General features: G+C 62.5%; 23 protein-coding genes and 1 pseudogene. 9 read left to right on the top strand and 15 right to left on the bottom strand.

Translation table 11 applies throughout. The features are described from left to right. Positions 1 to 44 precede the first annotated feature (44 nt). Entirely contained in the window at positions 45 to 950 is a 906-nt protein-coding gene (locus QFZ91_RS03210; protein WP_368716404.1) for an AraC family transcriptional regulator, read from the top strand. A gap of 414 nt (positions 951 to 1,364) precedes the next feature. Here the strand turns inward: QFZ91_RS03210 and QFZ91_RS03205 are convergent, their stop codons facing one another. Next, positions 1,365 to 2,834, bottom strand: coding sequence for a Na+/H+ antiporter NhaC family protein (locus QFZ91_RS03205; protein WP_429566220.1), 1,470 nt, complete (start codon positions 2,832 to 2,834; stop codon positions 1,365 to 1,367). 550 nt (positions 2,835 to 3,384) lie between these two features. Here QFZ91_RS03205 and QFZ91_RS03200 point away from each other — a divergent pair. The 3 genes from QFZ91_RS03200 (at position 3,385) to QFZ91_RS03190 (ending at position 5,587) form a co-directional block, all read left to right on the top strand. Next, a complete protein-coding gene (locus tag QFZ91_RS03200) occupies positions 3,385 to 3,726 on the top strand; it encodes a DUF4148 domain-containing protein (protein WP_368591899.1) in 342 nt (113 codons plus the stop codon). A 151-nt stretch (positions 3,727 to 3,877) separates the two neighbouring features. Next, positions 3,878 to 4,276: an RcnB family protein gene (locus QFZ91_RS03195; RefSeq protein ID WP_429566219.1), complete on the top strand. Its 399-nt coding sequence runs from the start codon at positions 3,878 to 3,880 to the stop codon at positions 4,274 to 4,276. A gap of 63 nt (positions 4,277 to 4,339) precedes the next feature. Continuing rightward, on the top strand, positions 4,340 to 5,587 hold the full coding sequence (locus tag QFZ91_RS03190; protein ID WP_429566218.1) for a GNAT family N-acetyltransferase: 1,248 nt from the start codon (positions 4,340 to 4,342) through the stop codon (positions 5,585 to 5,587). Positions 5,588 to 5,655: 68 nt separating this feature from the next. On the opposite strand, the gene QFZ91_RS03185 is transcribed toward QFZ91_RS03190, so the two are convergent. Continuing rightward, positions 5,656 to 6,150, bottom strand: coding sequence for a porin (locus tag QFZ91_RS03185; RefSeq protein WP_429566217.1), 495 nt, complete (start codon positions 6,148 to 6,150; stop codon positions 5,656 to 5,658). Positions 6,151 to 6,525: 375 nt separating this feature from the next. Between QFZ91_RS03185 and QFZ91_RS03180 the strand changes: the two genes are divergently transcribed. Beyond that, positions 6,526 to 7,218 (top strand): Crp/Fnr family transcriptional regulator, encoded by a 693-nt coding sequence (locus QFZ91_RS03180; RefSeq protein ID WP_429566216.1) that lies wholly within the window; start codon positions 6,526 to 6,528, stop codon positions 7,216 to 7,218. Positions 7,219 to 7,448: 230 nt separating this feature from the next. Beyond that, positions 7,449 to 7,601: pseudogene (locus QFZ91_RS03175) on the top strand (OsmC family protein); the annotation flags it as partial. Positions 7,602 to 7,748: 147 nt separating this feature from the next. On the opposite strand, the gene QFZ91_RS03170 reads toward QFZ91_RS03175, so the two are convergent. The 7 genes from QFZ91_RS03170 to hcaE all read right to left on the bottom strand — a co-directional run bounded on the left by QFZ91_RS03170 (position 7,749) and on the right by hcaE (position 14,004). Continuing rightward, entirely contained in the window at positions 7,749 to 8,816 is a 1,068-nt protein-coding gene (locus QFZ91_RS03170) for a purine-nucleoside phosphorylase (protein WP_429566215.1), read from the bottom strand. Between the two features lie 165 nt (positions 8,817 to 8,981). Continuing rightward, positions 8,982 to 9,257, bottom strand: coding sequence for a transposase (locus QFZ91_RS03165; RefSeq protein WP_429566214.1), 276 nt, complete (start codon positions 9,255 to 9,257; stop codon positions 8,982 to 8,984). Positions 9,258 to 9,696: 439 nt separating this feature from the next. Further along, positions 9,697 to 10,923, bottom strand: coding sequence for a 3-phenylpropionate/cinnamic acid dioxygenase ferredoxin--NAD(+) reductase subunit (gene hcaD / locus QFZ91_RS03160; RefSeq protein ID WP_429566213.1), 1,227 nt, complete (start codon positions 10,921 to 10,923; stop codon positions 9,697 to 9,699). 17 nt (positions 10,924 to 10,940) lie between these two features. Next, entirely contained in the window at positions 10,941 to 11,777 is an 837-nt protein-coding gene (gene hcaB, locus QFZ91_RS03155; protein WP_429566212.1) for a 3-phenylpropionate-dihydrodiol/cinnamic acid-dihydrodiol dehydrogenase, read from the bottom strand. Then, on the bottom strand, positions 11,774 to 12,094 hold the full coding sequence (gene hcaC / locus QFZ91_RS03150) for a 3-phenylpropionate/cinnamic acid dioxygenase ferredoxin subunit (RefSeq protein ID WP_176110767.1): 321 nt from the start codon (positions 12,092 to 12,094) through the stop codon (positions 11,774 to 11,776). Before hcaC ends, hcaB begins: the two co-directional genes overlap by 4 nt. A gap of 10 nt (positions 12,095 to 12,104) precedes the next feature. Then, on the bottom strand, positions 12,105 to 12,647 hold the full coding sequence (gene hcaF / locus QFZ91_RS03145) for a 3-phenylpropionate/cinnamic acid dioxygenase subunit beta (protein WP_368612848.1): 543 nt from the start codon (positions 12,645 to 12,647) through the stop codon (positions 12,105 to 12,107). Then, positions 12,640 to 14,004 (bottom strand): 3-phenylpropionate/cinnamic acid dioxygenase subunit alpha, encoded by a 1,365-nt coding sequence (gene hcaE / locus QFZ91_RS03140; protein ID WP_176122908.1) that lies wholly within the window; start codon positions 14,002 to 14,004, stop codon positions 12,640 to 12,642. Before hcaE ends, hcaF begins: the two co-directional genes overlap by 8 nt. A gap of 125 nt (positions 14,005 to 14,129) precedes the next feature. Here hcaE and hcaR point away from each other — a divergent pair, with 125 nt between their 5' ends. Beyond that, the gene (gene hcaR / locus QFZ91_RS03135) at positions 14,130 to 15,041 is read left to right on the top strand and encodes a DNA-binding transcriptional regulator HcaR (protein WP_429566211.1); all 912 of its coding nucleotides are present in this window, start codon (positions 14,130 to 14,132) and stop codon (positions 15,039 to 15,041) included. Positions 15,042 to 15,168: 127 nt separating this feature from the next. Here the strand turns inward: hcaR and QFZ91_RS03130 are convergent, their stop codons facing one another. The 6 genes from QFZ91_RS03130 to QFZ91_RS03105 all read right to left on the bottom strand — a co-directional run bounded on the left by QFZ91_RS03130 (position 15,169) and on the right by QFZ91_RS03105 (position 22,313). Beyond that, positions 15,169 to 15,789, bottom strand: a complete 621-nt coding sequence (locus QFZ91_RS03130) for a glycine zipper 2TM domain-containing protein (protein WP_429566210.1) — start codon at positions 15,787 to 15,789, stop codon at positions 15,169 to 15,171. A 502-nt stretch (positions 15,790 to 16,291) separates the two neighbouring features. Next, complete coding sequence (locus tag QFZ91_RS03125) at positions 16,292 to 16,672, bottom strand: helix-turn-helix transcriptional regulator (protein WP_018435697.1); 381 nt, start codon at positions 16,670 to 16,672, stop codon at positions 16,292 to 16,294. 94 nt (positions 16,673 to 16,766) lie between these two features. Beyond that, entirely contained in the window at positions 16,767 to 18,716 is a 1,950-nt protein-coding gene (locus tag QFZ91_RS03120; RefSeq protein ID WP_429566209.1) for an ABC transporter ATP-binding protein, read from the bottom strand. Then, on the bottom strand, positions 18,716 to 19,708 hold the full coding sequence (locus QFZ91_RS03115; RefSeq protein WP_429455886.1) for an ABC transporter permease: 993 nt from the start codon (positions 19,706 to 19,708) through the stop codon (positions 18,716 to 18,718). Before QFZ91_RS03115 ends, QFZ91_RS03120 begins: the two co-directional genes overlap by 1 nt. After that, positions 19,705 to 20,658: an ABC transporter permease gene (locus tag QFZ91_RS03110; RefSeq protein ID WP_176110762.1), complete on the bottom strand. Its 954-nt coding sequence runs from the start codon at positions 20,656 to 20,658 to the stop codon at positions 19,705 to 19,707. Before QFZ91_RS03110 ends, QFZ91_RS03115 begins: the two co-directional genes overlap by 4 nt. 74 nt (positions 20,659 to 20,732) lie before the next feature. Beyond that, a complete protein-coding gene (locus QFZ91_RS03105) occupies positions 20,733 to 22,313 on the bottom strand; it encodes an ABC transporter substrate-binding protein (protein ID WP_429566208.1) in 1,581 nt (526 codons plus the stop codon). 495 nt (positions 22,314 to 22,808) lie between these two features. Here QFZ91_RS03105 and QFZ91_RS03100 point away from each other — a divergent pair, with 495 nt between their 5' ends. Together QFZ91_RS03100 and QFZ91_RS03095 are read left to right on the top strand one after the other, a co-directional pair. Beyond that, positions 22,809 to 23,699, top strand: coding sequence for a GNAT family N-acetyltransferase (locus QFZ91_RS03100; RefSeq protein ID WP_429566207.1), 891 nt, complete (start codon positions 22,809 to 22,811; stop codon positions 23,697 to 23,699). A 197-nt stretch (positions 23,700 to 23,896) separates the two neighbouring features. Further along, positions 23,897 to 25,297: an aspartate aminotransferase family protein gene (locus tag QFZ91_RS03095; RefSeq protein WP_429566206.1), complete on the top strand. Its 1,401-nt coding sequence runs from the start codon at positions 23,897 to 23,899 to the stop codon at positions 25,295 to 25,297. The last annotated feature ends 36 nt before the right edge of the window (positions 25,298 to 25,333 follow it).

The following is a 25,333-nucleotide window of genomic DNA, read 5'->3' as shown; positions in this document are numbered from 1 at the left end:
GCTCACTAAGCTTGATCCACGCGCATTCTCCATACAAGGCAGCTATGTCGAACGAACTGGCCGTTGCACTACTTCGTTATATCGAAACGCGAACAGGAACAAGCCCATACCGCACGGCCGTCGACGGGCTTCTGATTCTGCGCTCCGACCATCCGAAGCCGCCGACATTTCTCGTGGCGCGCCCAGCACTGTGCATCGTTGCACAAGGTGCCAAATGGGCCAGCTTCGGTGGGGCGAAACTGGAGTACCGGGCCGGACAGGCGCTGGTGGTCGGCGTTGAGACTCCGTCGCAGGGCCGCGTGTTCGAAGCGAGTCCCGACAATCCTTGCCTGGTTCTTGTTCTGGAACTCGACCTGATAATGATGCGCGCCGTTGCAAGGGAGATGTCGCCACCACCTGTGGCGGCAGGAGATGCAAGCTGCGGCGTGTTCATCGCGGACTTCGACGGTCCGCTGGCCGATTGCGCGTTGCGGGTTGTACGCTTGCTGGATACCCCGGACGCGGTCGGAATTCTTTATCCGCTGCTCATGCGGGAGATTTGTTATTGGTTGCTAAGAGGTCCGAAAGGCCCCGAAATAGCAAAGCTGGCGTCGAGCGGAAATGCCTCGCACGGTGTTCTGCGCGCGATGGAAAATATCAGAACTCGGTTTTCGCAGCCAGTGCGAGTGGAAGATCTGGCTAAAATCGCCCAACTAAGTCCGTCGGCGTTCCACCGTCAATTCAAGGCGCTGACCGGACTTTCCCCTCTCCAATATCAGAAGCAATTGCGCCTACTGGAGGCCCGCAGGCTGCTGCTGTCACAGTCGATGAGCGTTCAAGCCGCCTCATTTGCGGTGGGATATGAGAGCCCTTCGCAATTCAGTCGGGAGTACGCGCGGATGTTTGGCGCACCGCCCAAAAGAGACAAAGAGGACTCAACCAATGCGAAGACGATGCGCGAGGCTGCTTGAGTACTCCGGGGTTCCGGGGCTCCCGCTTCGTGAGCCCGCGCGTGGCAACGTAAGCGCGTCGGCATCTGCCGTTACCTGATCTGCTGGAACACTCTGCAGCGCGTGCAGCATTCGTAGGCAACAGCGCACTCGGCTCGGAGAAAGACACGATCGACCAGGTGCGCATCGGCGCACTCATCTCGTCAGGAATGCATCGTCGGCGTCGCGGGCCTTGCTCAGGTATCCGCTCGGACGGCCATCACCGACAGTGTCACATTCGAGGGGCGCGGAACGGCGGCTCTCTTCCGCATCGACCCGCTTTGTGGTCATCCGGTTCGTCGGGTGGAAGAACGTTTGCACAAGGTTGGGACTGCATAGCGCGCCGGGGATCGATCTCGTGCGTGACGCGCCTCACGATTCGAGTGAACAGATCCATTAGTTTTGCTTGGTGTCCCCATGGACTGGAGTCGTGGACCCGCCTGCCGTTGCGGCCTCGATTTGCGCAGCGGGGATGCGCGGCATGCGAATACCCGCATAGGCGATTACCACCGTCAGCAACGGACTCACCACGCAAAATACAGCAAACGGTGCGTAGCTGAGCACCGGTACCCCAAGGGTCACTGCCATAAACGCCCCGCAACTATTCCAGGGAATCAGCGCGCCCGTGGTCGTGGCCGAATCGCCAACGGAACGCGATAGCACGACGGGCGCATAGCCGCGTGCCGCGAATGCACTCCTGAACATCCGGGCCGGCAGCACGGCCGCGATGAACTGGTCTGCCGTAACGATGTTCGTTGCGATGGTCGCCAAGACCAGGCAACCGACCAGCGTCCCACCGCTCCTGGCCCAGCCGACTACCGGGGCAATGAGGCGTTCTATCGCACCGCACTTTTCTACCACCCCTCCGAATGCCAGCGCCGTGATGATCAGCCAGATCGTATTCAACATGCTGTCCATACCGCCGCGGGTCAGGAGCGTATCAAGCGCCGGATTTCCAGTGGTCGACGTGTAGCCGCTCCCAAGCGCGAGCCACACGCCCTTGAGCATCGCAATCGGGATCGGCACGCCCTCTCGCGCAGCGGCAAATTCGAGGACTCGCTGTGGCTCGACGAAAACGGCAACCACGCCGCCCGCCAGTGCGCCAAGAAATATGGTAGTAAATGGTGGAAGCCGGAACAGCGTCAGTATGACGACAACAATGAGCGGCAAGAACAACACTGGCGATATGTAGAATGCGCTCCGCATTGCAGCAACCTCGGCGCTCGCATCGAAGTCGCCCGGGCGGCCAAGAAGATAAAACACGGCCAGCGTGATGACAATCGCGACGAGCGATGTCAGCAGTGTCTCGCGTACATGTTGATACAGATCGACACCCGCGGCAGCGGCCGCAAGATTCGCAGTGTCCGAGAGCGGCGAAGACTTGTCGCCAAAATAAGCGCCGGAAATCACTGCACCGGCGGTAATGGCTGGGCTCAGACCCATGCTATGCGCAATACCCATCAGGCCGATTCCGATGGTTCCCGCGACGGTCCACGATGTCCCGATCGCAAACGAAATCAACGCGCAGATGCCAGCCGCCGTGACGTAAAAAAAGTCCGGGCTCAGCAGTTTCAACCCGTAATAGACCATGGCGACGATCGTGCCGCAGAGCGCCCACGTGCCGATCAGCGCACCGACCGCCAGCAGGATCAGAATCGCGCCGATACCGGAACTGACGCTTGCATTCGCTGCCTCGCCCAGCGACGTGAGCGAGTGACCACGACGCCAGCCGACAAATACGGCCAGCATGGTCGCCACGACGAGCGCCACCTGGTTCGGCCCGTCCGCCCCGCCATCGCCGAACAGGTAAAAGGACAGACCGACGAGAAAGACGAGGCCAGCGATCGGAACCAGTGCTTCGAACATCGTAACCGGCTGGGGTGATCTGGACCGCTTCATCGCCATGCTCCGTATGCTATTCGGTAGTCCCAGCGTTACCATCCGGACCGCCTGGGTAGCTTGCCAACTATCGAATGACGCACGAACGGCCAGTGGTGATTCGATGGCGCGGCGCACGAACGCGACCCTCGACCCAATGACGCGGTGATGGCCGTTCCATCGGCCTCCAGGTTGTTTCAATCATAGGAAAGAATCGTCACTGCATGAAGGCCGCCAGAGCGAGGCACGCCAGGCTCGCTGTCAGCGGCTACTTGCTGGCCGGTTGCCGTCAATTGGCCGATCGCGCGAGCGCGAGATACGACAGTGCCTCCTCGTCCTGCTTGCATGTGAATTGCCATCTAATTTGTACTATATATCTGCTGTTGTGCCGCAATAGCCTACGTTTATTGCATCGAATGCAATAGTCTCTTGCAAAGTAGGTGTTTACCCTTCTTTACTATTTCCTTACACTTCTCTTGACGGTTGAAAACAAGCAGCAGCTTGTAACGTCCAACCAACAACCAAGGAGGTAGTAACCATGAAGCCCCTCGTTAAACTCGCCGCCTTTGTCGCTGCCATCGCCTTCGCTGCTCCGATTACGGTTTTCGCCGCAGCGAACGCGGCAGCAAACCATCCACTAACCCGCGCTGAAGTCCGTGAGCAACTAGTCGAAATAGAAGCAGCGGGCTACAACCCAGCCCGTGCGAACCCGCGCGAATATCCAGCGGACATCCAGGCTGCTGAAGCCAAGGTTGCTGCGCAACACGGCGACACGTCCGGAGTGGGTGGCGTCATAAGCGGTTCGTCCGCAGCGGGCGGCCATGCCTACACGAGCGAAGCAGCCCGCACCGGCCCGGGTTCCGTCTACTTCGGTCACTAACCGGCTGACTGTCGGACGGCTCTTCGTCCGACCGTCCATGGAAGTGCGCAGAGAGCCTGCGCACTGACCATCTCCGCAGAACGGCGAGGGAAACATCATCGCCGTCAAACGCCACTGTTTCATATCGATCAATTCTCCTCTCGAGGCAGCCATGAAATCAAAATTGCTCGCGCAACTCATGATTGCAGCCCTACTCGGTGCGTCGATCCCCGCTTTCGCCCAGCCTCACGACAATCAGCATCACAGTGACTGGTCGGCGCACGGTCCCAAACAACACGACATGCGTCCGCCGCCCGTTCACGGTCATGGCCCGATGCCGCAGGAGGCCTATCGCGGGCGGCCGGGCGGCCCGATGCCGCACGCCGACTGGCGTCAGGGCGATCGACTTCCGTCCGAATACCGCAATCACAACTACGTCGTCGACGACTGGCGCGGCCACGGCCTCCGACCGCCGCCGCACGGTTATCACTGGGTCGGGGTGAACGGGGATTACGTGCTCGCCGCTATCGCGACTGGCATCATTGCGGACGTCCTGTTCTCCCGCCACTAACACCGGCGGCAACAATGTCGACGAGGCTTCGCCTAAGATAAGAAAGCAGGATGTGCAGTCGTTTTGAGTTTGCCGCTGGTCCTCGGCCCGTTCGCGATGAAACTACTTCCACCACGACTGAACACCCGCCTGCAACTACGCAAGAAACTGCGTCGCGCTAGCGGGTTTCAAATCGCCATTGCTCATCGCCTCCGCCAGCTCAATGTGGAGGATTGGCGCTCGGTAACTGCTGGGCAGAGCTTTTATTTTTCGCCGGAATACCTGCAAATGATTGAAGCGGCAGGTCCAGCCAATCTAGAGCCGCGCTACGCCTTGATCTCGGATGACGACGGACCGCGCGCCACTGTCTGCATGCAAATCGTCCAGGTGAGCCTCGAGCACCTAGGCGAACAACGCAACCACAAACTCAAGGTTCCGTTCAAAGAGCGCGTGCTTATCTGTGGCAACCTGCTCAGCTACGGGCAGCACGGTGTTTGTTTCGCGCCCGGCAGCACCCCTGCGGAACTGTGGCCCGCCGTGGCGGAGGCACTGTATCGTACCCGTCGAAGCGAAAAGCTGGATGGCCAGACCAACGTGATTTTGGTCAAGGACATTCTGGAGGCCGACAAGATGCCCAGTGCCTGCCTCGGGGAACTCAGCTATTCCGCCGTCGAAACCGAGCCGAACATGGTGCTGACGCTACCCGAAGGTGTTTATACCCACGATGACTATCTTGCGAGTCTCGCTTCCAAGTATCGCAATGCCGTCAAGTCCCAGATCTACAAGCCATTCGAGGCGGCTGGATTCCGGATCGAGCGTCTTGACCAGGTGACGCCGTTTTCTGCACGTTTGCAAGATCTCTATCTGCAGACTCACACTAATGCCAAATTGCGCCCGTTTATGTTGGAACAGGAATACTGGTCGGCGTTAGCGCTAGCTGCCGCTGCATCCATCGCGTTCCACGTCGCAGTCAAGGGAAGCCAAATTTACGGCTTCGTCGTTACGCTCAAGGATGCTGAGACGGCGGTCGTCTGGCACATCGGCTTCGATCGCGAAACAGCCGCCAATGGTGTGCCGCTATATCTGCGCCTGCTGCATGCGTCACTGACCCAGGCAATTGATTTCCGTTGCCGACGTGTCTCTTTCGGCAGGACAGCGCTCGCACCTAAAGCGCGCATTGGCTGCCGGCCGGAGCCGATGCAGATTTGGGTACGCCACCGCCAGCCTCTGCTGAACCAGGCCATCGGCCCTTTGCTGCGATTGATCCAACACGAAGATGCGCCGGAATGTTCTCCTTTCAAAAAAACAGCGAACCACTCTGAAGGGTTTTAATAGTCGTCAGTTCACTTTGCATTGGATGCCAGCCCATCTCGTCAATCCGAAACCTACTTCAAGCTCTGCTAGAAGCGATGCCGGATGCCAACAACTACTTGTACCTGGCTCTGAGTTGTGGAGGCGGTTAGGCCGTTGAGGTTTGCGACCGCCTTCCCACCGGTCGAATCGGTGCCCGACGCATGCTGGTAAACCGCGACTGTGTAAAGGTCAGTCCGCTTGGATAGCAAGTAGTTAGCCCCGATCGTGCCTTGATTGTAAGTTGCACCGTTCACGCCATATCCTTTCAGGTAGTTATAGGCGACGCCGAGGTGGAGGGCTGGCGTGAGTTGATAGCCGAGATTGACTTCAACGTCGTGGAATTTGGCATCGCCGCCTGCGCCGGTAGCCGGGAGACCCGGTAGCGTCCCGATATCCTTGAACTGCGTGTTGCTGTAGACAACGCCGAACGTAGCGGCACCAACGACATAAGAAGCGCCTGCGACGAAAATCTGCTGGCTTTTCGCGGACGCATAGCCCGAATACACGCGACTGCCTTGCCCGGAAGAATCCTGCTCGAGCACTATCGCCTCGTTCACGGCGTACAGTAGCACTGGCGGTCCCGCTGAGTGATGAAGACCAGGTCATCCAGTCGATGCCCGACGGAAGTTCAGCCGCGAGTCTGCGTGCCTTGTCGCTCATATCGGAAGCGCCCGCTACCGTGGCATTGAACTTTTCGATCGTCGTCGACGACGGCGGAGCGCCCGTGGAAGCAAAGTTTGTTGCACAAAAACGACGGCATTTTCTTCTGAGAATTCGAGTACAACGTTTGCGCACCAGTTTTTCCCCGAAACTTTTCATTCAATTTCGTCCAATCGAAAAAAGGATTTAACAATGCTTAAAAGTCGCACTTAAAATGCCTCTTTCTGCAAGAGATTTACTGGTACTGCAAGGCAACAATGGAAAGACTCAGGGAGCAAACGCTATTCAAAACATCTGATGAGCAAGTACTCAGCCTTGCAAGGCAGGTGGCGCGCATTAGCGAATTCAAAGCGGGTGATTATGTATGTTTTCAGGGCGATACTAATTCGCCTTTAGTTATGCTGTTAGCTGGCCACCTGCGAGTGACTGCATTATCGGAAGACGGACATGAGATCCCCATTGGTACGGCCAGTGCCGGCGAAATGGTCGGCGCTGTGTCGGCCATCAATGACATGCCGTTGCCTGGCAATATTGTCGCCACCCGTGACAGCAGCGTCGCTCTGATCAGTCGTTCCGACGCGCGTCGGATTTTTCGCGAGCCGGGGGTTGCGAGCGCATTGAATGGATGTTTGGCTCAATTGGTTCGGGACCTGGCGAAGCGCCAAACGGACCAAGGTGTTCTGGGCGCTACCGCGAGAGTGTCCGCCTGGATTGTTTCGACCCTCATCGGCGCAGCTAGCAGTGAGCAGCAGACAATTGAACTTCCGAGTCACGCATCGCTTGGAGCAATGGCAAATGTGAGCCGCGAGACAGTCTCCCGAGTTCTTGCGTCACTTACGCGACGCGGCGTGCTCGCAAAACGGGGCCGTCATCAGATATCAATTCTGGACTACGCTGCCTTGCGCGCAATTGCCAAAGGATCAGCAATCGCTTCTCGCTCTGTTATCTGAACGGACACAGTGGCGTGTAGCGGTCTTCAATACAAAAGTGTCTGGCAACAGCGGTTCGAGCGATTCCCGCGACGCTTAACTCGTTCTTGTAATCCGCCTTCAAACGTACCCGACTTTTTCAGATGACATGGTTTTATTAGCGGCAATTAAGCGCCACGTGATTAAAGCTCGGAATCCGTCTGTCCGCCTTGATATGCGAGTTGGCGGATGGCCGACGCAATGCGGACCACCACGGCACCCAGTACATCCGCTACGACGTTGCCGTCGACGGACCGCTTGAAGAGGCACAACGCGCCCGCCTTGCCGATATCTGCGAAAAGACGCCGGTCACGCTGTTCATCAGGCGCGGCACGCGCATCGACACGACGCTGCGCGTTGCATGACTGACTAAGACTGCAGGCGGCGGTGCGCCGAGCATACCGCCCGTTGCGTTGTCGTGGCCACCGTCTCTACTCGGCCGCCCACGACAACCACAGACAGAATCGCTGTGCAGACCGACACGCGCTGTGCTTCACCAAGCCGCAAACCCGCTACCGCCGCGGTACGCCGTCGCGCCACTCGCTCCAATGCGTGACGATGTCCTGCACGAGCGAATTGCCCGTCAGGAACAGATTGTTGATCGCGATCGTGAAGCCGCCCTGTGACGCATAGTTGAGCAGATTGTCCGCGCTCGACTGGCCCGCGTAAGGCCGGTCGAAGTCCGAGCCGGCGCGCAGCACCGCTACACGGTCCAGGTCAACGCGATGCGCGCTCGCCGCGCGCGTCAACGCCTCGAAAGTGGCGTTGTCTTCCTGCTGCGTCGTGCAATAGGTGCCCTTGCCGTCGGTCAGGATTTTCGTCCATTGCCGCGCGCGCTCGCCGAGATCGGTGCCCGACCACCAGGTGTCGCCCGCCAGCGTATCGCATTGGATCACTGTGGGCGGACGGTTCGCGGGCGCATAGTTGTATTTGGCGCGGGCAGCCTGCGCCTGTGCGTCGTCGGTGAGTGTCACGTTGCGCGACAGCGCGAATGCCGCGTTCGAAAGCGCCGGATTGAGCTGGAACACTTCGCTGCGATAGTCGAGCGGCGGCTTCTGCGTCGGGCCCGTCGTGTTGATGCCGAGATAGCCGGTGTTCCAGCCCGGCGGAATTTCGCGGCCGTCGATCTCCCATTGAATCCCAAAGTCGACGAGCCAGTTGGCCCACGCAGCGGAACCGACGGTGCCCTGCAGCGGATCGATACCCGCGATGCCTGCCACCATGAAGTACGTATGACGCAAGTCGAAACGAGGCGAGAACGTCAGCGCCATGATCGACGCGGCGGCATTCGCGTGCCCCATGCCCGTCGTCATCACGCACACCTCCTGGCGATTGCAGTGCACTGCGGGATAGTCAGGAGACAGGCCCGCGACGGGGATGTCCTGCCACGGTCCCAGATGATCGAGCCACACCTGGCCTTCCGGACCGAACATCGAAATGATCATCACCTTGACCGGACGGCCATGCGATGCGCCGTCGTCCTGCGCGAAGCCGTCGTCGGCATGCGCGATGGCCGGTGAAGCTGCTGCGCCTGCCAGCAGCAACGATGAAATTGCAGCACCAAAAGCACGATTTCGCATAAGAGGTCCCACCCGATATGTAAGAACTGCGGTTCCAGAACGTGGATCGCGTGCCGTATTGTCGACCGATGTCGTGGTTTCTTGTCGGCGTGCAGCGTGGGACCTGGGCGTGAGCCGTTCAGGCGACTATGAGTATAAGCAGAGAAAGATATGAATTGGCAAGCGTTAGCGGAAATCGATGCGCAGTCCGAGGAGGGCTTCCACCTGTCTCAAGGTCCCATCGCGTCGCCATTGCAGGCACTTTATGTAGCAGGTCCGGGCAGGTGGCATGTCCGGCGGCAAATAGGTCCATGCCTTTCGGTGTGTCGAGACCCATAATATCGCGTTCAATATTTCGCGCGGATGCCTGGGTGTCTTTCCATACCGCCTTGCTTCGTCGAACCGGAAAAGACTGGCGATACGGGCCCAGTCCGCGTCGCTCAGTGGTATGGATGCGGACATATCATTCAATCGTCTTCTTTGCTGCGGGCTCCCACTCCGTCCCGTCAAATATTGATCGCATCATCGACCTCCTTTTTCCGAATCGGGTGCGACGCACCAGTCCCTCTGCCCCGGCGTGGTCATGCCAACGGCCGATGCAACCTCGGAGTTATATCTCGCCTTCGGGGTTCCGCCATTGCCTCCGCAACTCGGTCGAAAACATCGTAGGCAACCGTAAATCCGACTTCCATCGGTGCTGGCCGATTATGCCGTCGGAAATGGCTGGCCTAGTTGTCAGGATTTCCTTCGGAGTCAAACGACGTGCTTGCGCTTGTTGGCCGCTTTTTCGTCGAGCAATTCCCATCGGACCTTCATCATCGTCGATCGCTGCCTTTTCCCCCGACTAAAAGGCCTCCGGGTGAGCCTTTGAGCGTAGCAGACCTACTTCGACAAATCCCCTTCAAACAACTTCTTTGGCGATCTCGCGCATCGTTCGCCCTGGATCGAGCAGTGCCTCGCGCGCCAGCTTCGCGCGACGCTCCACCAACTGCCGCACGCTGCGCATTTCACGGCCGAAGTTCACGGTGATCGCGCCAACCAGCGCGCCCGCTTCATCAAGCCCGAACAATATGCAAGGTGGCTCGTTGAGTTGCCCGCGCACGATCCAGTCCGGCGCGGACATGTCGCCGACGAACTGCACGTTCAGGCCGCACTGATCGGTCCAGAACCACGGCGCGGTTTGCGCGTCGGGCGCGAGGCCGAGCATGGCGCGCGCTGCCGCAATGCCCTGCTTTTGCGCGTTGTCCCAGGTTTCGTGGCGTCGATAAGTCCCGCTGCTCGCGTCGTGCCGGCTCGCCACATCGCCCGCGGCGTAGATATGCACGTCAGAAGTACGGCACGCCGCATCGATCACGATGCCGTTATCGATCGCGAGCCCAGCGGACCGCGCCAGTGCAATGTCGGGTTGCGCGCCGACACCGTAGATCACCGCGTCGCCGGCAATTCGCGTGCCGTCCTGAAGGTTCAGAACGATCTCGCCGTTTTCGCGCGTGGCGTTCGCGAGCGTCGCGCCAAAGTGGAACGTCACCCCTCGCCGCCGATGAACATCGCACAGGAACTGACTGAGCAGCACAGGCGCGCATCTCCCCATGGCCAATGGCGCAGCTTCGATCACGGTGACTTGCGCGCGGAGATCGACCGCACTCGACGCGAGTTCGAGCCCGATCACGCCCGCGCCGACCAGCAGAATGCGCCTGCCGGGGCGCAATTCGCTCGCGAGCTTGCGCGCGTCGTCGAGTGTGCGCAGCGTATGCACGTTCTCGCCTAAAGCATCGAGTAGCGGCAATCGGCGCGCCTGCGCACCGGTCGCGAGCAGCAGCTTGTCATATGCAATCGATGTGCCGCTCGCCAGTGTCAGCTTGCGCGTTTGCCGATCGAGCGTGCTGACAGCCACGCCGATCTGCAATTCGATATCGTGCTCGGCGTAGAAATCATCCGCATGCACGGCACAGCGCGTTTGCTCGGGACGCAACAGCACGTCCTTCGAAAGCGGCGGACGCTCGTAAGGTGGATGCGCCTCGTCACCCACCAGCAAGACACGCCCCTCGAAACCTTGCCGGCGTAGTTCGGCGGCTGCATTTGCGCCAGCCTGCCCTGCGCCGACGATCACATAAACGGGACGATTCATGAATCCCTTCTCGCGAATCAAAGATGAAAACCACCCGCGACGTGACGAATGCCGCGAATGCCGAGACCGGCATCAGCATTAATCATCACGCCGCTCAGTACGCGGTTGTTCGCGCGCGAAGCCAGCATCACGTAAGGGCCGGTGAAATCGGCGGGCTCGGGGAAGAACTGCAGCGGCAGGATGCTGGCGATCGCCTCGGGAGAGCGCGAATCCATGATGCGTTTGTCCTCCTGGCCGAGTGCGGTCGGACCGCGCAAATCGCTCGCCATCCCGCACGGGCCGACGCCGTTGACGCGCACCTTCGGTGCGAGTTCGTAAGCAAGCTCGCGGATCAGGCCGACGGCCGCATGCTTGCTGGCGGTGTAGAGCGGGCCGCCGCCGCCCGGATAGAACGACGAATTCGACAGCGTGAAGATCATGCTGCCTTCGCTTGCGATCAACGCGGGCGCCGAGGCCTTCGCGCCGAGCAGGTAACCCTTCACGTTGATCGCGAACAGTTCGTCGAATCCGTGGTCCAGTTGTTCGGGGCTCAGATCGAGCAGGCCCGACGCATGATCCCAGATCGCCGCGTTGCCGATGAACGTGTCGAGTGAGCCGAACCGCTCCAGCGTGGCCGCGACGGCGCGCGCATTGTCCTCGTGCGAGCGGACGTCGCCCTGCACGGCCACGACCTGCTCGCCGAAGCGCTCGTGAAGCGCGGCCACTTTTTCCGCCGACCGCTCCAGCACGCCAACCCGGCAACCTTCACCCAGAAACCGTTCGACAAGCGCCAGCCCAAGTCCCGAGCCGCCGCCTGTAATCAGCGCGACCTGGTCGCGCAGCCAACCGCTACCCTCGATCTTCGCCGCGCTCATGCAACCTCCGGCATGTCGACGTAGATCTTCCCCTCGACCACAGCGATCGGAAACGTTCTGAGCGGTTCGGTCGCGGGCTGGCACAGCGCCGCGCCCGTCTTCAGGCAAAAGCGCGCCGCATGCAGTGGACATTCGACAGTGCCATCGTCTTCCACGTATCCGTCAGACATCGAAGCATTGCCGTGACTGCAACGGTCGGCGAGCGCATAGACCTCGCCATTCGAACGGAACACCGCGACGGCCTCGCCGGGGGCGTCCACCTTGATAGCCTCGCCGTCGGATAAGGCGGTGTCTTCACAAACAAGAATGCGTGCCATGATATTCGCTTCAGAAAAGTACGCTGAGGTTATGAGAGTTCAGGGTCGCCTGATCGAGCGTGATCTCGCGGCGGCAAATCTGCCAGGCCGCGGACGTATCCGCGCGGCGCACGCGGTCGAAGCGTTTGCCGGCGTAGATCGATTCGTCGCGCTCCTTCTGCGAGCGATACAACAGGTAGTTGAGCCGCACATCGAATTCGCCGGGATCCTGGGTGGCCGTCACCACGACGTTGCTCACCAGGTGGCGCGTTCGCGAAGGCGGCTCTTCCGCCCAGGCCATGCCCGTTTCGAGGCGCGCGATGCGGCGTTCCAGCTGGGCATAGTTATCGTTGAAGATCCAGGTGGTCGGCGGCTGGACGCTACGGCGGCGATCGCGCGTCTGTGCATTGACGGTCGTGCGCATCGAGTAATGCACGTCCTGCGACATCAGCGCGAGCCAGTCGCGAAAGCGCCAGTCATCGAGCAGTTCAGCCTCGTGATAGAGAAACTGTTCGATCTCGTGATGCAAAGCCAGCGGCACGGTCGCCGGACGGTTCAGCGTGGTTTCAGTCATGTTCGAGCACCTCCTGTTCGTAGGCGCGCGTGCGCTCCAGTACTTCGTCCCAGCTATCGCAGGCGAGCAGATCGGCCCAACGGCGATACATGCCGCGCGCGGCCGTCTCCGAGAAGATGTAGTTGGTCATGCCCGGAATGCCGTCCTCGCGGACCTTCTCGTTGCCGAGTCCCATTTCGACGACGAGCTTCGTCTGCCGCGCGCGCTTGCCGCGCAGCACTTTCTGGATCTCCACCCAGTTCTCCGAGTCGTCCTGCTCCAGAAAGCCCGCCGGTCCGAATGCGCGTGTCGCGCTGCGTTCGAAGGCCTGTTTGACTTCGTCGGAGGCATCCTTGTCCGCAATGCAGAAGGCCCACACCTCGACCTGGTTCGGGCCGCGTGGGTGCCATACGCGCAACGTGGCGGTGCCGTTCAACCACGACATCGTCGGGAACATATTGTTGTGGCCGGCGAGCCGCAGTGCGCGCACCTTGCCGAGACGCGCCTCGACTTCGGAATACGTATCGCGAAAGTATTGCGACACGACGCCGTCCACCCACACGTTCGCGTCCGGATTCTCTGTGAAGAAAAAGCCGCTGCCGTGGCCGGCCTGGCCGTATTGCAGCGCATCTTTCGCGGTCTCCCACACCGGGCGCGCGGTCTGTCCCGCGCCGAGCGCCTTGTCGTCCTCGCCTGCCTTCGCGCCCAGTACCTGCACGGCCGACGCATGCGAATACAGCGCGTGATACTGATCGCTCGCGAACTGTTCTGCCGGAAACTTCCAGTTGCAGTCGATCACCCACTTATGTACGCCGCCGATGATTTCGGTGCCGCCGGGACGGCGGTCTAGTACGCCGTCCAGATACCACGCGATATCGCCCATATACGCTTCGAGGTCGGGCGCGCTCGCGTCCCAGTTACCGAATATGAGGCCCTTGTATTCGGCGACGCGCGTCACTTCCTGCAAGCCGAGCTTCTCCTTGCACAGGCCATGAGGGTAAGCGCGCTGCTCCAGCGGCACGTCGACGAGCGCACCGTCGGTCCCATAGGACCAGCCGTGATATGGGCACGTAAACGAGCGGGTATTGCCGCAATCGGCGTAACTCACGCGCATCGAGCGATGCCGGCACTGGTTCAGGAATGCCTTGACGGAGCCGTCTTTCTGGCGGACCACGATGATCGGGTCCTCGCCCATGTAGGTGTTGAAGTAATCGCCGGCTTTCGGAATCTGGCTGACGTGCGCGAGGAACAGCCAGCAGCGGCCGAAGATGCGTTCGAGTTCAAGCTCGTACAGGTCGGGGTCCGAGTAAATCGAGGATGCAACGCGGCCATTGCGGGCATCGACCAGCGCGTCGAAGTCGATCTCTTTCTGAGACATTTGGCGTCTCCTCCAATGGAGGTTTTTGGGAATGGGGCAAATGATCGACGGCGCCAGTCACGCTGTAAAATATTTTGTTTGTTGGGTTTAAGACATTTTAACGATAACTGGGAGCCCCCCTCGCCATGGAACTTCGACACTTGCGCTACTTCATCGCCGTGGCGGAGGAGCTGAGCTTCACACGTGCGGCCGAGCGGCTTCGCACGGCTCAGCCCTCGCTGAGCCAGCAGATTCGCGATCTCGAAGAGCAGGTCGGCACGCCGCTGTTCGAGCGCACGCGCCGCAAGGTGGAGTTGACCGAAGCCGGCAAAGTCTTTCTGATCGAAGCGCGTCTGACGCTGGCGCAGGCCGAACGCGCAGTGACGCTGGCGCGTCACATAGGGCGCAAAAGCAGCTCGACTGTCACCATCGGCTTCGTGCCGGCCGCCGAAGTGCGGATTTTCCCGGGCATACTGCCGCGGCTGCGGCTACGCTTTCCCGAACTGAACGTCGATCTGCGCAGCATTCCGACGTCCGAGCAGGAGCAGATGCTGCTCGACAACGAAATCGACGTCGCCTTCATGCGCAAGCCGATTCGCTCGCCCGACATCCTCTCTGAAGTCGTGCTCCGAGAACCTATTCTGGTCGTACTGCCGGTCGCTCATCCGCTCGCGCGATACAAGCGGATCAAGCCGGCGCAGCTGGACGGCGAAGCGTTCATCAGCACGCATCCGCTTTATTCGGGCGATGTGTATGACGTCGTGGACGGCTACTTCAAACAACATGGGCTGCAACCCAAGGTCATTCAGGTGGCGACCAATATCCTGCTCAACCTGAACCTGATCGGCATGGGACTCGGTTACGGACTGCTGCCCGCCTATACCGCATCGCTGACGAATCCAGCGATCTGCACGAGGCCGCTGGTGGGACCGGTGCCCGAGATCGAACTGTTGATGGCATGGCGCGCCGGCAACCGCTCGCCTCAGCTTGACGCACTGCTGGAGCTAGTGGCGCACCACTCGGACAGTAATCCGGGGGAATCCCGCAACGCCAGCTAAGCTGGCGCAACAGCAAAGCGGGTTTTGCCGCAACAAGACGGCCAGCTATGGCGTAGAGCGCCCGCGTTGGCGTGGTCTCTCGCCTGGCCGCTCCGCGGGTCGTGACGCCAGCCGACAGTCCCCGTAATCAGTAGCGGGAAAGCTGGCTGCCGTTGACCTGCACGCGCTCGCCCGGACGCAGGTCGCCGGGCGTCGGCACGTCGAACGCGCGCGTTGAGCCGTCGCTCAGTTGCACGTCGATCTGGTAGCCGGCGGGCCGACCCATCTGCTGGCCGATCTGGTTGCCTGCGTAGGCTCCACCGAGCGCGCCGATGACGGTCGCTGCGTCGCGACCGTGCCCGCCCCCGATCTGATTACCGAGAACGCCGCCAACCAGCGCGCCGACGACGGTTCCCGCGATACCCGAAGTACCCGTGGCGCTACTCAATGGCCGGATGCTCGAGATCGTGCCGTACTGCGTGCCATATTGATTGCCGTATTGCGGGTTGTACTGCGACCCGTACTGGCCGCCGTTTTGCGTGTCATACGGCTGTTGCGGCGCAGGCTGCGGCGCGTAGGCGGGTTGCTGCACGGTGCCCGGCTGCGCGTAGACGGGCTGGCTATACGCGGGCGCTGCATACTGGCCCTGGTAGCCTTGCTGGGAGCCGTACGGCGCGTAGCCCGGTGCAACGCACGCCGACAACGAAAGACTTGCTGCAACGACAAGCGCAGCGTTCAGGGCGAACTTGGTAGAGAGCATGGGCATCAAGGTAGGGTTGGCATTTCTGCCGCACCGGGCACGGCGAGCATGAAGAGGAAGGCGGTTGCGCGGCAGTATAAGGAAAGCCCGCCCAAACGTCCGCTGCGCGGCGGTAACAACGTGTAAAGTCCGTTGCCGGGTTAATGGCGACGGGCGCCGGCATATCCGGATCGCGACGGCATTGCGAACACTCTGGCGGTTGTTGGAATGCGCTTGTGATGTGATTGACGACTCCCGCTATCCCCCGAGCCTGACGGGACGTCTGCTCGCGCCGCACTCGGCATCAGGAGTGTGCAGCGCGTTAGCATTCGCTACAGAGCGCCTTGCCGAAGCGCGCATCGAGCCTTCCGTTATCACAACGGCCTGACGCCGGCAGATTTCTCGCGCCTCTGAGACGCCGATGCTCAACCGGTCTATCTGGGTCGGCTCTGCCTTTTGACGTCGTAGGTTGCGCGAGCTCGAGACCGCCCGCGATTCCATTGATCGACAGCATTGCCGTTGCGCGATCGCTTTATCGGCATGCGCTGACCGCCTCCGGCGAAGCGACGAAATGCCCGGGCGTCACGCCGACCGCGCGCCGGAAATGTCGGCCAAGGTGACTCTGATCGAAAAACCCGACCTCGGTCGCGACCTCAGACGGCGGGACGCCGTCGCGCAATAGCCGCTTGGCGTGTTGGATCCGCACCAAACACACATAACGATGCGGCGAGATTCCAACTTCTTTGCGGAACAGCGTCGCAAAACGCGACACACTCAAGCCCGCCGTCGCCGCGAGCGTCGCAAGACTGACCGGCTGCGCGAACGAGCTGTCGATAAAGGCCACGGCCCGCCTGATCGCACGCGACATCACCACGGTCGTGCCGCTGGCGGTGTAGTCGAAGATTCCAGTCATGTCGTATTCCTTCGGGCCACAAAATCATGCGCGCCGCTCGGACGACACCGATTCGGCAAGGCCGATGCCGTCATCGCGTAGCGCGAGTTCGCCATCAGACGCGCAGCGTGACGGACTGCGCGAGCCCACCAGCCGCAGTAGCGCCGTCCGGCGGTCCGTTCTGGTATTGCTCCAGTTCCGCTTCGCTGCGATGGCACAGCACCTGAGCGCCGCTCGCGAGCGTGCGCGCGGCCGGCGGCGTGCGGTTGCAGACCCCATCGATGCGCAGCGGGCAGCGCGCGAGAAACGTGCATAGCTGCGGCTCATCGGCCGGCTCGCCGATCGGCGGGAGCGTCTGATGACAGCGCTCGCCCGCTTCTTCGAGCCAGCCGGCGCGAAGCTCCGGCGCGGACGACACCAGCAGATGCGAATACGGGTGGTACGGCGGCGCCGACAACGCGTCGCGGTTACCCGCCTCGACGCGGTGCCCCGCGTACAGCACGACGATGTCGTCGCTGATCGCGCGCACCTTGGCGATGTCGTGCGTGATGAACAGATACGACACGCCGAGCTTTTTCTGCAGATCGCGCAGCAGTTCGAGAATGGCTGCGCCGACCACCGTATCGAGCGCGGAGGTGACTTCGTCGCAAAGGATCAGCTTGGGTTCGGCGGCCAGCGCCCGCGCGAGATTCACGCGCTGTTTTTGCCCGCCCGACAACTCCCCGGTGCGACGCTGCGCCAGTTCGGCAGGCAGGCGCACCAGGCCGAGCAGTTCGGCGACGCGGCGCCGCGCCGCCTCGCCCCTCATGCCGTGATAGAACTTCAACGGGCGCGCCAGCGTGCGCTCGACGGTATGCGTCGGGTTGAGCGCGGTGTCGGCGTTCTGGAACACGATCTGGATACAGCGAAACTGTTCGCGGCTGCGACGGTTCAGGTTGGCGGCAAGCGGCTCACCATCGAGCAGCAGCTTGCCGCGCGCCATCGGCACGAGCCCCGCGATCACCTTCGCGAGCGTCGTCTTGCCCGAACCCGACTCGCCGATCACGCCCACCGTCTGGCCACGGCCGATTGCGAGGTCGACGTCGCGCAGAATGACCTTGTGCGGCCAGCCGTGCGCGTCGGTGCCGCCGTAGCCGGCCGTCAGCCCGCGCAGTTCGAGCAGCGGCGCCGCGTTGCGTTGCGACGCGTCCGGCGCGGCAGCAGCGGGTGCAACGGGCGTTACCGCGGCAATCAGGCTCTGCGTATAAGGATGGGCCGGCGCATGCAGAATCTGCTCGGTGCGGCCCGTTTCGCGAACCTCACCGTTGCTGAGCACGACGATCCGATCGGCCATCTGCGCGACCACCGCCAGATCGTGCGACACATAGACGGCGGTCATTCCGCATTGCCGGATCACGCCGCGAAACGCTTGCAGCACGTCGATCTGCGTCGTGACGTCGAGCGCCGTGGTCGGCTCGTCGAGGATCACGAGGGCGGGGTCGGTGATCAGCGCCATCGCCGCCATCAGCCGCTGCAACTGGCCGCCCGACACCTGGTGCGGGTAACGCTGGCCGATCTTCCGCGGGTCCGGCAGCGCGAGCGCGCGGAACAGTTCGACCGCTTTGGCCTGCGCGGCGCGCTTGCTGAGCGTGCCGTGAATCAGCGCGCTTTCGATCACCTGGTCCATGATCGAGCGCGCCGGGTTGAACGCAGCCGCCGCGCTTTGCGCGATATACGCAACTTTGCGGCCACGCAATCCTTCGAGCTGTTTCGGCGAGAGTCCGAGCACGTCGGTGTCGCCGACCCGGATCGAGCCGCCCGCGATGCGGCAGCCGCTGCGAGCATGGCCCATCAGCGACAGCGCGATCGTCGTCTTGCCCGAACCCGATTCGCCGATCAAGGCGAGCACCTCGCCGCGCGCAATCTCGAAGTCGATGTCGTGCACGATCGTGGTATCAGGCTCGCCGGGGCGGCTTCCCACCACGCGCAGGCCCCGCACTTCGACCAGATGGGACGAAGGTAACGACGCGGTCTGCGAGGCGGCCGTAAAGTCCGCGTGAGCACGTCTGAACAGGTGTCCCTTCATCAATGGCCTCCATCGGCATCGGGCATGTTCTTGCGGCGCCCACGATGCGGCAGTCCGTCGATCAGCAGGTTCACGCCGACCGTCAGCACCGCGATTGCGATCGCGGGCAGGATCACCACGGGCACGCCTTCACCGAGACCGGCGATGTTCTCGCGCACCAGCGAACCGAGATCGGCATACGGCGGCTGCACGCCCAGGCCGAGAAAGCTCAGGCTGCTCAGCAGCAGCACGACGAACGTGAAACGCAGCCCGGTGTCGGCGAGCATCGGGTGGATCATGTTCGGCAGCATCTCGAAGCACGCGATGTAAAGCGCGCTTTCTCCGCGCGCCCGGGCGACCTGCACATATTCGAGCGTGCCGATATTGACCGCGAGCGAGCGGGCGATCCGGTACGAGCCCGGCATGTAGCTGATGGCCGCTGTCGCGATCAGCAACGGCAGCGACGAGCCGAACGCGGCGACGATCATCAGCGCGAACATCTTCGACGGAATCGAGGTGACCGCATCGAGCAGCCGGCTCATGGTTTCGTCGATGTGGCGGCCGGCGACGGCCGCGAGCAAGCCCAGCATCGTCCCGGTGAGCGCCGCGAGCAGCGCCGCGGCGAGCGCCAGCACCACCGTCAGCCGCATGCCGTAGATGATGCGGGTCAGCATGTCGCGGCCCAGGTAGTCGGAGCCGAGCGGCAGCTTCGCGCTGAAGCCAGCGAAGACGTCGGGCGTGACGATCGCGCCCACCGCGTGAGGCGCGATCCACGGCGCGAACGCCGCGACGAACAGCGCGCAACTCACCATCGCGAGACCGATCCAGCCGCCGGTCGACAGATTCATGCGCTGCGCGACGCTGCGACGGCGCACCGGCCGCGGCGCCGGAGCGCCGCCGCCACGCCAGGACCGTGGTGGCTCCGCGCCCTGCGGCAGCATGCTGCTGCGCTGCACCGGCTCGAGCGCGCCGAGTGGGTGAGACGAATCGGAAGAAGGTCGAAGAGTCGTCATGTCCGCAGCCTCGGGTTCGAGATGATGGCGCACAGGTCGGCTAGCAGCACGAGCATCAGATAGCCGAGGCAGAACAGCAGCGTGCAGGCCTGCACGAGCGGGAAGTCGCGGTTGCTCACCGCGTCGACCATCAGGCTCGCGAGGCCCGGATAGTTGAAGATGGTCTCGACGACGATCACGCCGCCAAGCAGATAAGACAGGCTCAGCGCGATCGCGTTGGCAATCGGGCCGATCGCATTCGGCAGTGCGTGGCGCAGTACCACGCGCGCGGGGCTCGCGCCCTTCAGCATCGCCATTTCCACGTACGACGAACTGAGCTGCTCGATCACCGCGGCGCGGGTCATGCGGGCCATCTGCGCAATCACGACTGCGCAGAGGGTTACGACCGGCATTGCATACGCGCGCAGAAAGTCGTGCAGGCTCTCAATGTCGCCGCTGTACGACAGCGCGGATAGCCAGTGCAGCTTGACGGCCAGCACCAGCACCGCGAGCGTCGCGATCAGGAACTCGGGCGTGGCGACCAGCGACAGCGTACCGAGGCTCACGATGCGGTCGATCAGCGAGTCGCGCTTGACCGCCGCCAGAATGCCCGCCGACACCGCGATCGGCACCGACACCGCGGTGGTGATCGCCGCGAGGGTCAGCGACTTCGGCAAGCGCCCTTCGATCAGCTCGGAGACCGGCAGATTATTCGATAGCGACACGCCGAAGTTCGCGTGCAGCAGACCGACGAGCCAATGGAAGTACCGCAGGTAAGCCGGCTGGTCGAGACCGAACTGCTGGCGCAGCGCCGCGACCGTTTCGGCCGTCGCCGACTGGCCGAGTGCGGCCTGCGCGGCATCGCCGGGCAACAGATTGGTGATCACGAAGATGATGATCGAGACGATCACCAGCGTCAGCGCGGTGACGGCGATGCGCCGGCCGATCAACTGGGCGATATTCCCGTTCATAGGCATGACCTCCTCGGTTGAGGCTTTGGGGCACGCGCCGGGCGACGCCCGGCGCGTGCGCGCGCTTCAGCGTGTTACGCGTTCCACCACACGTACTCGGCGAAGTTGAAGCCCATCATCGCGCCGGTGGGTATGGGTTGAAGCCCTTGCAGGCGCTTGTCGTTCGCATCGAGCAGGCTCAGGAAGGTCGGAATGCCGATGCTGCCCTGCTCCGCTACCAGCACCTGCATGTCGCCGTACATCTGCTTGCGCTTCGCATCGTCGGTTTCCGAGCGCGCGGCGACCAGCAGCTGGTCGAACTTCGGGTTGTTCCAGCCCGACTCGTTCCACGGCGCGTCCGACTTGAAGAACTGCGTGAACAGCACGTCGGCGCTCGAGCGGGGATTGACGCTGCCGAACCCGAGCGGATGCTTCATCCAGTGGTTCGACCAGTAACCGTCGGCCGGCACGCGGTTGATGTTCAGGTTCACGCCGATCTTCGCGGCGGACTGCTGCAGCAGCACGCCCATTTCGATCGAGCCGTTCGCGTCGGTCGTCGCATAGATCGGCGGCAACGCCGTCCCGATCGCTCCGGCTTTCTGGAAGTAGAACTTCGCCTTGTCCGGATCGTGCGGCCGCTGCGGCAGCGACGCATTGAAATAACGGTGGCTGGGCGGAATCGGCTGATCGTTGCCGACCACCGCATAGCCGCGAAACACCGCCGTGCGGACCTGGTCACGATCGAACAGATACTTCATGCCCTGCACGAAATCGGGGTTGCCGGTCAGCGGATTGTCGCGTCGCATGATCAGATCGGTATAGAGACCCGACTTGGTCTCGCGCACCTCATAGCCCGGCGTCGCGGCAATGCGCTGCGTCGAGCGCGGATCGACGGCGCTGATCAGGTGGACATCGCCGGACAGCAGCGCATTGATGCGCGCCGCGTCGTCGCCGATACCGATCAGCTCGATCTGGTCGAGGTAGGGGCCGCCGCCCGTCTTCCAGAAGTTGTCATTGCGCACGCCGACTGTCGAGACGCCGGGCTTGAACGTCTTCACCTTGTACGGGCCGGTACCGACGGCCGTCGTGAAGTCCGTCGTGCCGTCCTTGATGATCACGAATTGCGGCGTGGCGAGAATCACCGGCAAGTCCGCGTTGGGCGACGCGAGCGTCAATGTGACTTCGTTGGGGCCGGTCTGCTTCGCTTCCACGAACTGATCGGCCAGCGTCTTCACCTTCGAAGCAGTGGCCGGATTCTTATGACGCATCAGCGAGTAGACGACATCGGCGGGCGCGAGCGGCTTGCCATCGTGGAAGGTCGCGCCCTTGCGCAGCTTGATCACCCACACCTTCGCATCGCTCGTGTCCACCGCTTCGGCGAGATTCATCCGCGGCGTCAGCGAACTGTCGAGTTGCGTCAGGCCGCTGTAAAACATGAAGAAGCGGATGTAGTCGGCGCCTGCCGATCCCTTGGCCGGGTCGAGCGTATCCGCGGTCGACGATGAGTCGTAGGCGACCCGGATCTTGCCGCCTTTCTTCGGCGCGGTCGCCGCAAGCGCGGGGCGAGCACCCGCCAGCAAGCCTCCCGCACCGGTGGCGAGCATGCCGCCGGCAGCCAGCAAACGCATCATGTCGCGGCGGCTGAAACCGCCCGTTTTGATTTCGTCGTCGTACATGCGAACTGCTCCTCACTGGTGAATGAACGCGGGATATCCAGCATTGGTGTTCGACGGCGCTCCGCGTGCTGGTCGCGGCGCGGCGGCACTGCATGAATCGATTTAAGCACTGCCAAAAATGGCTTTGATCGCGTATCGCTGGATTCGACCATTCGAAAACATGGTTTTGAGTGGTCCAAACAGCATGATTTGCCGCCCCTGGCATTGACCCTGACTCGCGAGCCCGGCGCCGTGTGCGATCTTCGAAGCGAGGCGTCGGTGCATGCACATCATCGTAGCGGCGAGCGCACCGCGGATTGCACCGACAAAATTGGCCGTTTCAGCACGCCGCACGCAATCTGCACGACCGAACCATACATTTCGCATGGCATGCCCGGCACGGGCGCAGCGGCACCTCGCCGGGCGCGGCACGCACCACGATGAGAAGTTCGTACTAGTCAACGCGCGAGCAACGTGCAACAGTCGCGGCACGGCCGACAAATCACGGAGCACCCCGTGCCCGATTCAACCACGCACGCACTTTTCACCTACCGACGCCTGACCGCCAACGACCTGCCCGCCGCACAACGCCTGTCCGCCGCGATCGGCTGGCCGCACCGCCGTGAAGACTGGGGATTCTCCGCGCATACGGGAATCGGTTTCGTCGCCGAGACGGCAGGCGCATTGGTCGGCACCGTCGTTTGCTGGAAGTTCGGCGCGGATCAGGCGACGCTCGGGATGCTGCTCGTCGCGCCGCAGCATCGCGGCTTGGGTATCGGCCGCACGCTGCTCGCTTACGCGCTCGACGAGATCGGCAAGCGCGACATCACCCTCTATGCGACCGACGCTGCCCAGCCCATGTGCGAGGCGCTCGGCTTCGAGCCCTGCGGCGCACTCGACCAGATGCAGGGCGCGGCGTTCCGCCCGCCGCTCGTCGCGCTGGCCGCCAACGAGCGGCTGCGCCCGCTCGGCGCGAGCGACGCCGTGCAACTCGTCGAGCTCGCATCGCGCGCGAGCGGTCTCGACCGCAGCCACGTGCTGCCACCGCTGCTCGATCTGGCCGACGGTATCGCGCTCGATCGCGACGGCGAACTCCTCGGCTTCTCGTTGTTCCGCCGCTTCGGACGCGGTTTCCTGATCGGCCCCGTGGTCGCCGGCGCGAGCCCGGACGCCGTGCATGCCAAAGCGCTGATCCGTCATTGGCTCGCCCTGAACGAAGGCGCGCTGGTGCGCATCGACGTGCCGCACGGGCAAGGCCTGCGAACGTGGCTAACCGGCCTCGGCCTCGCACCCACGGAGACGGTCGTCAGGATGCGGCGGATCGCATCCGCGCAAACCCGTTCCGAGCCGAGGCGCGCCGACGGCTCGCTGCATCAGTACGCGGTGATCGCGCAGTCGTTGACCTGACGCGGCCACGAACGCTCGGGCTGAACTCCCGTTCGCGCCGCTATTAAGCACGCGCGGCAGAAAATGCTGTCTGTGGGGTAGAAAACGCTGCGCCTGCGCTCTTTGAGCCTTTTTTTGGCGGAACGGGTCGCATGCGGCTCTCGCTACTATCAAGGGGTGACGCTCACCTGATCGCAAACCCGCGGGGAAATACCACCATGTCAAGAACATCGCTCATCGACGCCGACCGCAAGCATCTGATTCACCCGGTCATCAACTACCGCGCGCACGAAGCGCGGGGCACCACCGTACTCGAATCCGGACACGGCGCGTATCTGCGCGACATCGACGGCAACGAACTGCTCGACGCGTTCGCGGGCCTGTGGTGCGTGAACGTCGGCTACGGCCAGCAGAGCATCGTCGAAGCGGCGACGCGGCAGATGACGAAGCTCCCCTACGCGACCACCTACTTTCACTTCTCGTCGGAACCCGCCATCGAACTGGCCGAAAAGCTGGTTGCGCTCTCCCCCGCTTCGCTGCAGCACGTCTACTTCACGCTCGGCGGCTCCGATGCGATCGACTCGGCGGTACGCTTCATCACGCATTACTTCAACGCGACGGGGCGTCCGGCGAAAAAGCAGATGATCGCGCTCGAGCGCGGTTATCACGGATCGTCGAGCGTCGGCGCGGGGCTCACCGCGCTGCCCGCGTTTCACCGCAACTTCGATCTGCCGCTGCCGCACCAGCACCACCTGGCGTCGCCCTATGCATACCGTCAGCCGCACGGCGACAACGCGCAAGCGCTGATCGCCGCGTCGGTCGCCGCGCTCGAAGCGAAGGTGGCCTCACTCGGCGCGGAGAACGTCGCCGCATTCTTCTGCGAGCCGATCCAGGGATCGGGCGGCGTGATCGTGCCACCGGTCGGCTGGTTGAAGGCGATGCGCGACGCGTGCCGCCGTCTCGACATCCTGTTCGTCGCCGACGAAGTCATCACGGGCTTCGGTCGTACCGGTCCGCTGTTCGCATGCGAGGCGGAACAGGTCGAGCCGGATCTGATGACGGTGGCGAAGGGGTTGACCTCGGGCTATGCGCCGATGGGCGCGGTGCTGATGTCCGACGAAATCTACCAGGGCATCGCAGGCGATGCTCGCGATACCGCGGTGGTCGGTCACGGCCAGACCTACTCCGCGCATCCGGTCAGCGCCGCGATCGGCCTCGAAGTGCTGCGTCTCTATCAGGAGGGTGGTCTGCTCGCTAACGGTATTGCGCAGGCGCCGCGTTTTGCCGCCGGACTCGACGCGCTGCTCGATCATCCGTTGGTCGGCGACTCGCGTCATCGGGGCCTGCTCGGCGCGCTCGAACTCGTCGCCGACAAGGATTCGCGCGCACGCTTCGATGCGTCGCTGAAGCTGCCGGACCGGATCGCCGAAGCGGCCTACCGCAACCGGCTCGTGTTCCGCGCGTTCGGCGACAGCATCCTCGGTTTCGCGCCCGCGCTTTGCTTCGGCGAGGCGGAATTCGACCAGCTGTTCAGCCGTTTGCGGCGCACGCTCGACGAAGTGCTCGACCATGCGGAGGTGCGTGCCGCGTTGCGCGGCGCAAGCCGCGCAGCCGCCTGAGCGCGTGATAACATCGGCCTGCGCGTCGCTTGACTC

It is taken from the genome of Paraburkholderia sp. JPY419 (assembly GCF_050435705.1).
Classification (GTDB): domain Bacteria; phylum Pseudomonadota; class Gammaproteobacteria; order Burkholderiales; family Burkholderiaceae; genus Paraburkholderia; species Paraburkholderia youngii.
Note: the sequence above shows the minus strand (reverse complement) of the source record. Positions and strands in the feature narration are given on the sequence as shown.